This is a genomic window from Gardnerella sp. DNF00983, from assembly GCF_049244265.1.
GTDB classification, from domain to species: domain Bacteria; phylum Actinomycetota; class Actinomycetes; order Actinomycetales; family Bifidobacteriaceae; genus Bifidobacterium; species Bifidobacterium vaginale_J.
The window spans coordinates 680,566-694,012 of record NZ_CP058392.1; the positions used below are offsets into that span (position 1 = coordinate 680,566).

Annotated in this window: 14 protein-coding genes; all 14 read left to right on the top strand. The window is 40.6% G+C overall.

The features are described from left to right. The first annotated feature begins 5 nt into the window (after positions 1-5). The 14 genes from HXT34_RS02485 (at position 6) to HXT34_RS02550 (ending at position 13,446) form a co-directional block, all read left to right on the top strand. Positions 6-1,136 (top strand): GuaB3 family IMP dehydrogenase-related protein, encoded by a 1,131-nt coding sequence (locus HXT34_RS02485; protein WP_004108887.1) that lies wholly within the window; start codon positions 6-8, stop codon positions 1,134-1,136. Between the two features lie 365 nt (positions 1,137-1,501). Then, the gene (locus tag HXT34_RS02490; RefSeq protein WP_415682963.1) at positions 1,502-2,092 is read left to right on the top strand and encodes a hypothetical protein; all 591 of its coding nucleotides are present in this window, start codon (positions 1,502-1,504) and stop codon (positions 2,090-2,092) included. Between the two features lie 283 nt (positions 2,093-2,375). Continuing rightward, complete coding sequence (locus tag HXT34_RS02495) at positions 2,376-4,415, top strand: AMP-dependent synthetase/ligase (protein ID WP_421785340.1); 2,040 nt, start codon at positions 2,376-2,378, stop codon at positions 4,413-4,415. Between the two features lie 63 nt (positions 4,416-4,478). After that, complete coding sequence (locus HXT34_RS02500; RefSeq protein WP_415682965.1) at positions 4,479-4,967, top strand: peptide deformylase; 489 nt, start codon at positions 4,479-4,481, stop codon at positions 4,965-4,967. 309 nt (positions 4,968-5,276) lie between these two features. Next, the gene (gene rpsB / locus HXT34_RS02505) at positions 5,277-6,095 is read left to right on the top strand and encodes a 30S ribosomal protein S2 (RefSeq protein ID WP_119526583.1); all 819 of its coding nucleotides are present in this window, start codon (positions 5,277-5,279) and stop codon (positions 6,093-6,095) included. Positions 6,096-6,195: 100 nt separating this feature from the next. Then, positions 6,196-7,047: a translation elongation factor Ts gene (tsf, locus tag HXT34_RS02510; protein WP_415686836.1), complete on the top strand. Its 852-nt coding sequence runs from the start codon at positions 6,196-6,198 to the stop codon at positions 7,045-7,047. 175 nt (positions 7,048-7,222) lie between these two features. Continuing rightward, positions 7,223-7,972: a UMP kinase gene (gene pyrH, locus HXT34_RS02515; RefSeq protein ID WP_415682967.1), complete on the top strand. Its 750-nt coding sequence runs from the start codon at positions 7,223-7,225 to the stop codon at positions 7,970-7,972. Positions 7,973-7,991: 19 nt separating this feature from the next. Continuing rightward, positions 7,992-8,546, top strand: a complete 555-nt coding sequence (gene frr / locus HXT34_RS02520; protein WP_004106603.1) for a ribosome recycling factor — start codon at positions 7,992-7,994, stop codon at positions 8,544-8,546. A gap of 33 nt (positions 8,547-8,579) precedes the next feature. Next, complete coding sequence (locus tag HXT34_RS02525) at positions 8,580-9,611, top strand: phosphatidate cytidylyltransferase (protein WP_415682968.1); 1,032 nt, start codon at positions 8,580-8,582, stop codon at positions 9,609-9,611. Positions 9,612-9,653: 42 nt separating this feature from the next. Continuing rightward, the gene (lgt, locus tag HXT34_RS02530) at positions 9,654-10,571 is read left to right on the top strand and encodes a prolipoprotein diacylglyceryl transferase (protein ID WP_419399382.1); all 918 of its coding nucleotides are present in this window, start codon (positions 9,654-9,656) and stop codon (positions 10,569-10,571) included. 79 nt (positions 10,572-10,650) lie between these two features. Next, complete coding sequence (rpe, locus tag HXT34_RS02535; RefSeq protein ID WP_415682970.1) at positions 10,651-11,316, top strand: ribulose-phosphate 3-epimerase; 666 nt, start codon at positions 10,651-10,653, stop codon at positions 11,314-11,316. A gap of 120 nt (positions 11,317-11,436) precedes the next feature. After that, positions 11,437-12,042 carry a CDP-alcohol phosphatidyltransferase family protein gene (locus tag HXT34_RS02540; protein ID WP_415686838.1) on the top strand — a complete coding sequence of 202 codons (606 nt, stop codon included), beginning with the start codon at positions 11,437-11,439 and terminating at the stop codon, positions 12,040-12,042. A gap of 19 nt (positions 12,043-12,061) precedes the next feature. Next, a complete protein-coding gene (locus tag HXT34_RS02545; protein WP_421785345.1) occupies positions 12,062-13,111 on the top strand; it encodes a DUF881 domain-containing protein in 1,050 nt (349 codons plus the stop codon). Between the two features lie 2 nt (positions 13,112-13,113). Next, entirely contained in the window at positions 13,114-13,446 is a 333-nt protein-coding gene (locus HXT34_RS02550) for a small basic family protein (protein WP_004106615.1), read from the top strand. Position 13,447 lies beyond the last annotated feature (1 nt).

The following is a 13,447-nucleotide window of genomic DNA, read 5'->3' on the forward strand; positions in this document are numbered from 1 at the left end:
GAAGTATGTCTCAGGAAATTGAAATTGGTTTGGGCAAAAAAGCCCGAGTTGCATATTCGCTTGACGATATTGCTATTGTTCCTTCGCGCCGTTCGCGTGATCCTCAAGCTGTATCTACTTCATGGCAAGTAGATGCTTACACGTTTGATATCCCAATTATTGCTGCTCCAATGGATTCGGTTACTAGCCCGGATACTGCGATTGCAATTGGTCAAATGGGCGGTCTTGGAGTTCTTGATCTAGAAGGTTTATGGACTCGATATGAGAATCCAGAACCTTTGTTAAAAGAAATAGCTGAGTTGCCGTCAAATATTGCAACCCGCCGCATTCAGGAGATTTATACTGAGCCAATCAAACCAGAATTGATTGCAAAACGTTTGCATACAATCAGAGATGCTGGAGTGACAGTAGCAGGAGCTCTTTCTCCACAACGCACGCAAGAATTGTATAACACTGTGCTAGAAGCTGGTGTTGATTTATTTGTGATTCGCGGAACAGCAGTATCTGCTGAACATGTTTCTAAGGATCATGAGCCTCTTGATTTAAAGAAGTTTATTTACGATCTCGATGTTCCTGTTATTGTTGGAGGCTGCGCGGATTATACTTCTGCTCTTCATTTGATGAGAACTGGAGCTGCAGGTATTTTAGTCGGATTTGGAGGCGGAGCAGTATCTGCAACCATGAATACTTTAGGTGTGCAAGCACCTATGGCTACTGCGATTGCGGATGTTGCTGAAGCTCGTAGGGATTATATGGATGAATCTGGCGGTCGTTACGTGCAAATTATTGCTGATGGCGGAATGGGTAATTCCGGCAGCTTTATTAAGGCTCTTGCAGTTGGAGCTGACGCAGTTATGCTTGGTACTCCATTAGCTCGCGCAACTGAGGCTCCTGGTCATGGCACTCATTGGGGTGCTGAGGCTCGTCATTCGTCACTTCCTCGTGGCATGCGCTCAAATGTTGGCACTGTGGCTCCGCTAGAGAATATTCTTTTCGGCCCAAGTCATGAAGCAGATGGTACTACAAACTTTGTTGGTGCATTGCGCAGAACAATGGCTTCTACAGGTTATGTTGATGTTAAGAGCTTCCAGCGTTGCAGCGTAGTATTTAATCCATTCCATCAGGATATTCGTTAGTGTTATAAGTATGATGCTTATTGCATAAAATATGGCGGTTCAGTAATTTGCTCTGAACCGCCATTTTTGTTTTCAAAATTGTTATATCTATATGAATATTCTATTGATTTATGCATAAATATGATTTTTAGCTATATTTGTTATTCTTTTAAACCGTAATGTGTATAATTCAACACGCATAAAATCGTTTATTTTCAATAAAAACGACGAATATTTTGTAATTTATCCACATTTTTATTAATTACGCAGTTAGAGAAGAATTACGTTGTAAGCTTTTATCTAAACTCGTTTAGTTTGTAGGAATATAAGCTTAACAAGTTTTAAATAACAACAGTTTTAAATAATTGTTAAAGCGGGAGAGAAATATGAAGATAGATTTTGCTGATGCCTATGGCATGGATGATAACGACTACAGTGATGATGAGCTGAAAGATAAGTCATCAAAGGCAAAGAAAAACAATGACGAGGATCCTCCAAATGTTTTCTGTAGATCTCGTATTGGATTGCCTGTATATGAGGGTGAAGTTAGTGTTGGCTTTTCTCGTGAATGCTTGAAATACCATGTTGGAATGTGCTATTTCGACAGTAGAGATGAGCAGGCTTTTGTTAATTTAGCTTTAAAAACTTGTCAAATTGCTTGCATAGCTGCAGATATTTCTAGAGGTAGGCCTATTTCCCCAGCAATGTCGCAGCTTTTAACAAAAAGTTGTATTACTAAATTAACTAACATGTGGAAACTGATGGATGAGTATTTCACTGATAATAACGATTCGGAAACTCGCTCTGCTGTGCGTAGTTTTCCTGCAGTTCCTAGTTTGTTTAATGGAATGTTAGTCAGCCCGAATCATTTTGAAGGTGTTGTGCGCATTTGTGCAGGACCTGTGAAATACTGGGCGTCGCTATCTTTGCAATTGAAAAATAATCGTTGGATTTGCACATATGCGGATCTAGGATAAAATCGTCGCTTATAATAGGTAGCTGAAATAAGACATCTATGATAATGCGTTTGAAGACTTATATATATATATTCAAAAAATATGAACCCCTTATTGCTTGATTTGTTGATTTTCTAACAATTTCAGCAATAAGGGGATTTGTTTTTAAAGATTAAATATTCTAACTTGTACGACTTGTAGAATCTAAGTTTTATCAGTGTTTGTTTATAAATGACAATATTAAGTATTATTTTTTGTACTTCGTGCAGTCGTGTCGATTCTGTTATCAAGTACAATAAATAATATGCTCCGAGAATTTGCTGTAGAAGCCATTCACCCAACTCAAGACGGTGATACCATTTATTCCTTACTCGCCAATCGTGCTATGCGTAACCCACAAGACGTGGTTGCTCAATGGCAAGACGATGAAACTCGTCGTTGGCATGATGTTACTTCATCTGAAATGCTCGCGAAAGTTCGTGCAGTAGCTCGAGGCTTAATAGCACTCGGAGTTCAGCATGGCTCCAAAGTTGTTATTTACTCTGCTACATGCTATGAGTGGGGTATTACCGATTTTGCTTGTGCATGCATTGGTGCTGTAAGCGTTCCTATTTATGAAACAGATTCAGCATTACAGGCAGCTGACATTATCGATGAAGTTAAGCCAGTTATTGCTTTTGCTGGAGACGATGCGCACGCTCAATGCTTAGAGCGTGTTCGCCAGGATCATAAACGCATAACTTTGAAAACTGTATTTAATTTCAAAGCTGGCGGCTTGGAAGCAGTTGTTGATTTTGGTAAATCTATTACTGATGATGAGCTTAATAAAGCTGTTGATGCTGTTAAGGCAGATGATTTAGCTACTATTGTTTACACTTCTGGTTCGACTGGTAGACCTAAAGGCGCAATGCTTTCAAATCGTAATTTTACGCATATTGTTTTTGCTGGTTATGATGTTCTTAGCGATATGCTATGCAAGCCAAATCGTTTGCTTTTATTCCTTCCATTAGCGCATTGTTTTGCTCGCTACATTCAATATGTTGCAATCGGTGCTCATGGCGTTATTGGATATGTGCCTAATGCTAAGCATCTTTTGGCTGATTTGCGTAGTTTTAAGCCTACGTATTTACTTGGCGTTCCTAGGGTTTTTGAAAAAGTTTATAACGCTGCGTCACAAAAAGCTGGTGCTGGCATAAAGGGTCGTATCTTTGCTAAAGCTGTAAAGCATTTCATTCAATGGTCTCGCGACAATGTTGAAGGTAAAACCCATTCTCTTGCTGCGCGCATGAATCATGCAATGTACATGAAAACAGTTGGTTCTTCTATTCGTTCAGCTTTAGGCCCTAATCTTTCATGGTTAGCTTGCGGTGGAGCTCCAATGGATGCTGATTTGGCTCATTTCTTTAATGGTCTTGACGGTATTACTTTTATTCAAGGCTATGGAATGACTGAAACTGCTGCTCCTTGCGTAGTTAATTTTGAGCATGCAAATCAAGTTGGATCTGTAGGTCGACCTGGTCCTGGTATAACTATTCGTCTTGCTGACGATGATGAAGTGCTTATTAAAGGTCCTAACGTATTTATGGGATATTTCAATAAGCCCGAGCTTACTGCAGAAGTTATTGACGAAGATGGATGGTTACATTCAGGCGATCTTGGTTCAATAGATGATGAAGGATTCTTGTCTATTACTGGTCGCAAAAAAGATATTATTATTACTGCTGGTGGCAAGAATATAAGTCCTGCTCCTATGGAGGGTATTATTGCTCAATGCCCATTAGTTTCTCATGCTGTAGTAGTGGGCGATGGTAAGCCATTTGTGTCTGCTTTAATTGAGCTTGATCCAGATATGGTTCGTTCTTGGCTAAAGAATAAGGGAATGGATGTCAACCTTACTATGAGTGAGATTGCTGCTAACGATGCTGTGCGTTCAGTAGTTCAGCAATTTATTGACCAAGCTAATAGTACTGTTTCTCGCGCTGAGTCTGTTCGTAAGTTTGTTATTTTGCAAGATGAATTTACTCAAGATGCTGGAACCTTGACTCCAAGTATGAAGATTGTTCGTCCGAAGATTCTTGCTCGCTATGCTGATATTATCGAAACGCAATTGTATGCTCCAAAGCCTAATACTCGTCCTTTGCCAGCAACTGTAAAGATTCTCGATAAAACTACTGAGACTGTTAAGCAAGCACAAGAGACTGTTAAGCAAGCTCAGGAAGCTGTAACTCCTCGAGTTCGTCAAGCTATCGATCAAGCTGCGAATCATTTGAAGCATTTTGGTGAAGAATCTTCATCAGATTCCTCTTCGACATCGCATAGTGATAATAATGAACATGTCGAGTAAAGAGCTTGCATATTTGTAGTTGTTTTTCATTATTCCTACTTAAAGAAAAGAAAGAGTAATCGAGTGTCTATTAGAAAAATTCGTATTGTTCCGGATCCTGTATTGCGAACTCCTTGTGATGAGATTCGTGAAATTACGCCAGCTGTGAAACATTTAGTTGATGATTTATTGGAAACGGTAAATGACCCAGGTAGAGCTGGATTGTCTGCTAATCAGATTGGTGTAAGTTTTAGAGCTTTTTCTTACAACATAAATGGTCGAATCGGCTATATTCTAAATCCAGTAATTGAAGAGCTAAAAGGTGAACAGTACGACGACGAGGGTTGCCTTTCTGTTCCGGGATTATGGTACAAAACTAGGCGCGCAAATTATGCTAGAGCTCGTGGAATTGATTTAGATGGTAAGACTGTAGTGCTTGAAGGTGAAGGTCTTATGGCTAGAATGATTCAGCATGAGTGTGATCATTTAGATGGTCATATTTATTTAGATAGGCTTGAAAAGGACGTGCGCCGTCAAGCGTTGCGTGAGTTGCGCAATAATATGCGTAACTAAGTTTTAGTTTTTATGCTTTATGCGTAAATAATTTTTTAAAAATTATCGGCGTTTTTGTTGCTTTTATTGCTACAAGAATGCCGATTTTTAGTATTGAGTATCTGATATAATCGCTCTTTGCGTGTCCATTTTGAGCATGAGTATTGCCGCGTTGTATGATTGCTCGCTTTTTATTGTCTACACGGATTCGCAAATACGCGCCATGTACGCGTCCGTTCGTGTCGGTCGGCTTGGATTTAGACATGTGTTAACCAAGTTGCATGCGAACAGACATGGCCAGGAAATAACCGACAAGAAAGGTATATAGATATGGCACAGATTACCATGAGCGAAATGCTGAAGGCTGGTTTGCACTTCGGTCATCAGACTCGTCGCTGGAACCCAAAGATGAAGCAGTTCATTCTTACCCAGCGCAATGGTATTCATATCATCAATTTGTTCAAGTCTCTCGACATGATCGACAAGGCTTATGACTTCATCAAGCAGACTGTTGCTCACAACGGCACTGTTCTCTTCGTGGGCACTAAGAAGCAGGCTCAAGAAGCTGTACAGAATCAGGCAACTCGCGTAAACATGCCTTATGTTTGCGAGCGTTGGCTTGGCGGTATGTTGACCAATTTCCAGACTGTTTCTACTCGCGTAAAGCGCTTGAAGGAACTTGAGGAAATGGACTTCAGCGATGTTCGTGGATCCGGCTTGACTAAGAAGGAACTTTTGCTTCTCGAGCGCGAGAAGGACAAGCTTTCCAAGCAGCTCGGTGGTATTCGCAACATGAACCGCACTCCATCCGCCATGTTCGTTGTTGATATTAACAAGGAAGCTTTGGCTGTTGAAGAAGCTCACAAGCTTGGTATCCCAGTTGTAGCAATTGTTGATACCAACACTGATCCTGAGGCTGTTGAGTATCCAATTCCTGCAAACGACGATGCTATTCGTGGCATTGAGTTATTGACTAGCTTGATGGCTGATGCTGTAGCTGAAGGTTTGCTTGAGCATGCCGGTAAGGGCGCTAAGTCTGAAGGTAATGATGCTCAGCCAATGGCAGCTTGGGAGAAGGAATTGCTCACCAAGGAAGGCGAAGCTGAAGCTGAGCCTGCCAAGGAAGAAAATACTGAGGCAAACGCCTGATAAGCTAATTTGCAACCAGATTCTTATTTAGAAGCTGCAAAATCCAATTGATTTTGCTTTTTGCAGCTTTTAAGAATCATATTGATACGAGGAGAACAAAATGGCAGCAATTACTGCAGCGTTGATTAAGCAGGTGCGCGAAGAAACTGGCGCCGGCATGATGGACGTTAAAAAGGCTCTTACTGAAGCTGAAGGCGACGTTGCCCGCGCTAAGGAAATCATCCGCGCTAAGGGTATTCAAGCAGCTGGTAAGCGTGAAGGTCGCAAGGCTCAGGAAGGTACCATCGCTTCTAAGGTTGTTAAGTCTGCTGAAGGCGAAACTGGTTACGCAGTTGAGTTGAATTCTGAAACCGACTTTGTTGCAAAGACACCAAAGTTTGTGGAATTCTCAAATACTGTTCTTGACCATGCTGTTGAAGCTGATGCTTCTACTGCTGAAGAAGTACTTGCAGCTCCAGCTGATGGTGCAACTGTTAAGGAATCTGTTGAAGAAGCAGCAGCTTTGTTCGGCGAGCACGTCAAGGTTGGTCAGGTTGCTAAGGTAAGCGGTCCACACGTTGAGATTTATGCTCACAAGAAGTCTGTGGAATTGCCTCCAAGCATCGTTTCCATGATTGCTACTGACGAAGCTGGCGCAAAGGTTGCTCACGAAGCTGCTTTGCAGATTTCCGCTATGGGTGCACAGTGGCTTCGCCGCGAAGATGTTCCAGAAGAAGTTTTGGAATCTGAGCGTCGCGTTGCAACCGAGAAGTCCTTGGCTGAAGGCAAGCCAGAGAAGATTGTTCCAAAGATTGTTGAAGGACGTATGAACGCCTTCTTCAAGGAAACTGTACTTCTCGAGCAGGCATACGTTAAGGATCCATCCAAGAGCGTTGGTGACTTGTTCAAGGAAGTTGGCGGCACCGCTTTTGCCTTTGCTCGCGTTGAGGTTGGCAAGGGTGCTGCTGAATAAGCACTAATTATATAAGAATTTATTTTTGTTCTTGTATATAGGGTTGCGTGCACAAGTTGTGCGCAACCCATTTTTTATATTCATTTTCCAGCTTAACGTGCGTTTTGAGTGTCGTTATTGATAGATAAACTGACAAAGATATACCTCATTCGCCGTTATGACTGGAGGAATCTGTATGGCTATTGCACAAACGGATGAAAGAAAGTCCCGTAGGGTTTTATTAAAGCTTTCTGGAGAAGCATTCGGTGGTGGCGCTGTTGGTATTGATACTAATGTTATTCGTAGGATTGCCGGCGAAATAGTAGCTGCAGTCAATCAAGGCGTTCAGGTTGCTATTGTTGTCGGCGGCGGTAACTTCTTTAGGGGAGCAGAACTGCAGCAAGCAGGTATTGATCGTAGCCGTGGCGATTACATGGGTATGTTGGGCACTGTAATGAACTGCTTGGCTCTTCAGGATTTTCTTGAGCAAGCAGGGCAAGCAACTCGCGTACAAACTGCTATTACAATGGGTCAGGTTGCAGAACCTTATATTCCGTTGAAAGCAATTCGTCACCTTGAAAAGGGTCGTGTGGTTATTTTTGGTGCTGGTGCCGGAATGCCATACTTCTCAACAGATACTGTTTCTATTCAACGTTCATTGGAAATTCATTGCGATGAAGTTCTTATGGGCAAGAATGGTGTGGATGGCGTATATAGTGCTGATCCTCGTAAAGATTCTACTGCTCGTAAGTTCCTAACATTAAACTATAAGCGTGCTATCGTCGATGGTTTAGCTGTTATGGATGCGTCTGCGCTTTCTATGGCTCGCGATAATAATCAAAAAATTCGTGTTTTTGGTCTCGAAGGCGAAGGTAACGTAACTAGTGCTCTTGTTGGAGAATCTATTGGCACTTTAGTGTCTAATGCAGAGCCAACATTTGCTTAAATATTATAAAGGAGAACACATGTCAGCAATAATTGATCAAGCCCGTGAACAGATGAATAAGTCTGTTGAAGCTACTAAAGAGAATTTTATGGGTATTCGTACCGGTCGTGCTAATCCTGCTTTGCTAAACGGAATTATGGTTGATTATTATGGTGCTCCAACTCCAATTAAAGCTGTTGCATCTATTGGTGTTCCAGAGCCTAGAACCCTTTCAGTTACGCCTTTTGATGCTTCTCAAGCGAATGCTGTTGAAAAAGCCATTCGCGATTCTGATTTAGGCGTAAGCCCTAATCGTGATGGCAATGTTATTCGTGTTACTATGCCAGAGCTTACGGAAGAGCGTCGCAAGGAATACGTCAAGCTTGCTAAGAATAAAGCAGAAGAAGGCAAAGTCGCAGTTCGCAATATTCGTCGCAAAGCTAAAGAATCTATTGACAAGTCTGTTAAAGACGGTGAACTTGGCGAAGATGAAGGCGATCGTTTACAAAAAGAGCTTGATAAAGTAACTAAGCAAGTTACTGATTCTTTAGACGTTTTGCTTGAAGGTAAGCAAAAAGAAATTATGGAAGTCTGAGATTTTTGTAGTTTCAAACTGAATGGGTGCCGTATGAGTCAACTAAAACAGCATAATTTTGCCAATGGAGTCAATAAAGCAGACGCTGAAAAAACTGCATCAGAAGTAAGATTATCTTCTGACAAAGCAGCTACTGCTACACATGGCACCCATGAAACTTTAAGTGATATTAATCGTCGCACAGGCAGGAATATGCCTCAAGCAATTGCTACTGCCGCAATACTAGTTGTAGCAATTGTTTCTTGCTTAATTATTAGCATTGATGTCTTTATAGTGCTTATGGCCATTTTTATGGTTCTGGCATTGTGGGAATTACATGTTGATTTTGCAACTCTCGGTTTGCGTATTCCTTTCGTGACGTTATCAATATGTTCGCTTGTAACTATTTTTGCAACCTACTATGCAAAATGGCATGCTGTTGCTATGGCTAGTGGAATTACTGCATCTTTGCTTCTTACAGTAATTTGTGCGACTCTTAGCAGTACTATTTCAAATAGAACAATGCAAGCTGTAGAAAAAAAGCTCGATGGTTCTAACCGCTCATCATACGAGCATACTTTATTTACGAATATGTCTGTTTCGCTATTCGTAGTGTTGTACATTCCACTTTTAGCTTCTTGCATTGTGTTAGCTCTTACAAATACAAAATACGCAGTTGCTCACGCTATGCTTTTGGTATTTTTACCTGCATTAAGTGACACTGGCGGATTATTTGCTGGTGCGTGGTTGGGTAAACATAAGCTTTCTCCGCGAATCTCTCCTAAGAAGTCTGTAGAGGGCTTAATAGGCTCAATGCTTTTTGCGATTATAGGAGCATACGCAATTATTGCAGGTTTTTATGGTTCCTCTTGGTTCAATTTCTGGTGGATGCCATTAGTTATGGGTATTTCTTCTGGAATTGTTGGCACATTTGGTGACTTGTGTGCTTCTATGCTTAAAAGAGATATTGGTATTAAAGACATGGGACATTTGCTAAAAGGTCATGGTGGTGTTCTTGACCGAGTAGATTCTATTTTGCTGTGCGGTCCTGTGCTGCTTGTGCTTTTGCAACTTGCTCATTTCTAAATTTATCTGTCACAATCGTGGGCTTAGGCTAATATCGACGCCATGACAGTCAGTTTTATTCCGTCGCCAAGTATTTCGCAATTTTCTCTTGGCTTTGTAAACATAAAGTTTTACGCTCTTAGTATTCTTGCTGGTATTTTGATTGCAATGTGGATTACTACGCGTCGATGGAAACGTCTTGGAGGAGATTTTAACCAGATACTTGATCTTGTTTTAGTCAGTCTTCCTGCTGGAATAATTGGTGCGCGTTTGTACCACGTAATTACAACTCCAGAAAGATTCTTTGGATCTCATGGTGATTTCTTAGAAATTTTTAGAATTTGGAACGGTGGTCTAGGAATTTGGGGTGGCATATTCTTAGGCGCATTAGCTGCTTGCGCTTTATGCAAGTATCGTAAATATCCTATTGGATTACTAGCTGATTGTGCCGCTCCTGCAATACTTATTGCACAAGGCATAGGTAGACTTGGAAATTGGTTTAATCAGGAACTTTATGGAGCTCCAACAACATTGCCTTGGGGTTTGAAATTAAACTATAATGCCACTCAAGCTATTGGTCATGCTGAGCGCTGCTACGATGGTTTAACCTGCCCGGCTGGAACATTATTCCATCCAACATTTTTGTACGAGATGATTTGGAATTTCATCGGTGCTGCATTGCTTATTTATTTTGGCAAAGTTATAGCTAAGAAGTTAAAAGCCGGTTCTGTATTCGCACTTTATGTTATGTGGTACACAATTGGACGCGTGTGGATTGAGGCATTGCGAATTGATTTTTCACATGTTTTCTTAGGTGTGCGCATTAATGTTTGGGTTTCTATTATCGTATTCATTTGTGCAACTGTTGCTTTTGCTTTGCTGCAAAATAGTACTAGTACTCGTGAGTCTCTTGTTGAACGACTTATAGATATAACTTCAGACGAAAGAGAACGTGAGTCTCAGAACACTTCTAGTAAGTAAGATTCAAGTATTTGAAAAAGCAATTTTAAAAATCTTGTTTTTATAAAACTAGTCGCTTGCATTTTCTAGAATAGTACACATGAATATACAAATAGCACCTAGCATTCTTTCCGCAGATTTTTGCAATCTTGAGCGTGACCTCGATGCAATATCTAATGCGGATCTTGTTCATGTCGATGTAATGGATCATCACTTTGTACCTAACTTGACTTTGGGTGAGCCAATTGTTAAGCGAATTTGTGAGGTTACTAAACTTCCAGTTGACGTACATTTGATGATTGAGGATCCAGATCGTTGGGCTCCAGAATACGCTAAGCTTGGAGCTGCTTCTGTGAGTTTCCATATGGGTGCTACTCATGCTCCAGTGAGATTAGCTCGTCAGCTTCGCGATATGGGCTGTAAAGCTTGCTTTGCTGTGCGCCCTGCGGAACCAGTTGAACCTATTTTCGATATTCTTGATGAATTCGATATGGTTCTTATTATGACTGTTGAGCCTGGTTTCGGTGGACAGAAGTTCTTAGCTAATCAAATGAATAAGGTTCGCCGTTTACGTGACGAAATTACTCGTCGCGGATTGCAGACTCATATTCAGGTTGATGGAGGAGTTAGCCCTTCGACTGCAGCAATAGTTGCTGAAGCTGGTGCTGATGTGCTTGTTGCAGGTTCTGCAGTTTATGGAGCAGAAAGTCCTAAAGAAGCGATTGAAGCTATTCGTAATACTGCTAAAGCTGCTTGGCGTGAATAAATATTAGATGTGTGTTGGGGACATGAAATATGTCCCCAACATGTTAAGTATTGCACAACAAGCGAGTTTTTGATGCGAATATATGCTGATTAGTTGAGTGATTTCGATGAGGAAGATATTATGACTAAGTTCGTTATTAATCAGGAATATAGTCCTGAAGCAATGAATCGAGTTTTGACAATACCTAATCTAATCAGTTTTTTGCGCATATGTTCAATTCCGTATATTGCTTGGCTTATTACACAACATCAAATGACTTTTGCTCTTATTGTTTTAGCAATATCTGCGTTTTCTGATTGTCTTGATGGCTATCTTGCTCGTACTTTGAATCAAGTTAGCAAGTTGGGTCAAATTCTTGATCCTATAGCTGATCGTCTATTGATTTTTTGCAGTACTCTAGCTTTAGCTATTGCAATGATTATCCCTTGGTGGGCACTTTTATTAGTAGTATTGCGTGATGCTATTATGGCTGTACTTGTAATAGTACTTGCGCAAAGAGATTATGGTCCTTTGCCTGTTAACTTCGTAGGTAAAGCTGGCACAGCGCTTCTTATGCTTTCAATCGTTTCTTTAATGATTGTTTATGCTGTATCTACTGAGTCTATGTTCGTGCTTTATGCTGCTGCACTTGCATGTGGAGTGTGGGGTATTGCTCTATATTGGTATGCTGGCTTGCTTTACTATATGCAAGCTTATTTACTACTTGCTAAGTCAAGAAAAAACTAAATAAGGCGTGTACGCACATATGACTAAGCAAGATGAATTTGTTAGTTTAAAAGATAGTATTAAAGATTTAGATGTAAAGCATACGTCTCACAAAAGCACTATGCCAATATCTTTTGATGCTCCTGATGGAATGTCGTTAACTAGGCGTAGGGCATTATTCTCGCACTCATTTACTGGTATTTCAACGCATCACGTTGTAATGGCTCCCAGTGGTTTTGCTCACAATCATGATCGTAGCCGTTATATTGATGACTATGCTTTGCGTCTTATTGATGATTTAACTAATCGTCCAGTTGATCCAATGTTTATGGATGCAAGGTTAAGTAAACAGCCTGTTAAACTATTTAATCTGTGGTTCACTAGAGCTATAGTATTTTTATTGTGTGTTTCTATTGGTACTGTTGGTAGCCAGTTTGTTCGCAAATTGCACACTGATCCTAGAAAAGCAATACGTTCTTCATTAGCTAATGAGTTGTCTGGTTATACGTCTCGTTTCGATAAGCTTGTAGAAGAAGTAACGTCATTGAGAAATAACGTAGATCATGAGTCGCAAAAAATTACTACGCCTGAAGAGGATGAAGTTAGTAAATCAGATGATATGGTTAATGGCACTCATGCTGTAGAAGGTTCTGGGATTACTTTAACTATTGCTAATCCTATTTCTGCTTCGAGCGATGTGAATAGTGGTTCTTTACCTCGCGAAAGTAACGGCGCAAGAATGCGATTAGTTACAGATCGTGATATTCAACAATTTGTGTCATTATTGTGGAAAGCAGGCGCTGAAGCTATTTCCGTTAACGGGCATAGACTCGGAGCACAAACTTCTATTCGTGTTGCTGGTCAAACTATTCTTATTGGAGTTAATCAAACTCAAAGCCCATATGTTATTGAAGTTATTGGCGATTCTGATGATTTGATTAAACAATGCAATGATATGAAGCGCATGAAATGGTACGCATCTTTAGTTAATGCAGGCATTAATCCACAGGTTTCACCTTCGAGAGTTATACGACTAAGTGCAGCAAGCACAGGCGATATTAGTTTTGCCAACGAGAGAATTAGGAGATAAGCATGGCAGCGATTTTTGGATTAATTTTGGGAGTATTAATTGGAGTTGTTGTTCATCCAGATATTCCTATTGTCATTCAGCCTTACTTACCTATTATGGTCGTTGCAGCACTAGATGCGTTGCTTGGTGCTGCACGTGCATATTTTGAAAGAAACTTTTCGGATAAAGTTTTTGTTATCTCATTCTTCTCAAACGTTATAGCAGCTACGTTGCTTGTTTTGCTTGGAAATCAGCTTGGCGTAGGTGCACAATTGCAAACTGCAGTTATCGTTGTTTTAGGAATTCGTATTTTCTCTAACGTTTCTGCAATTCGTCGTTTCATCTTCAGGAGTTAGC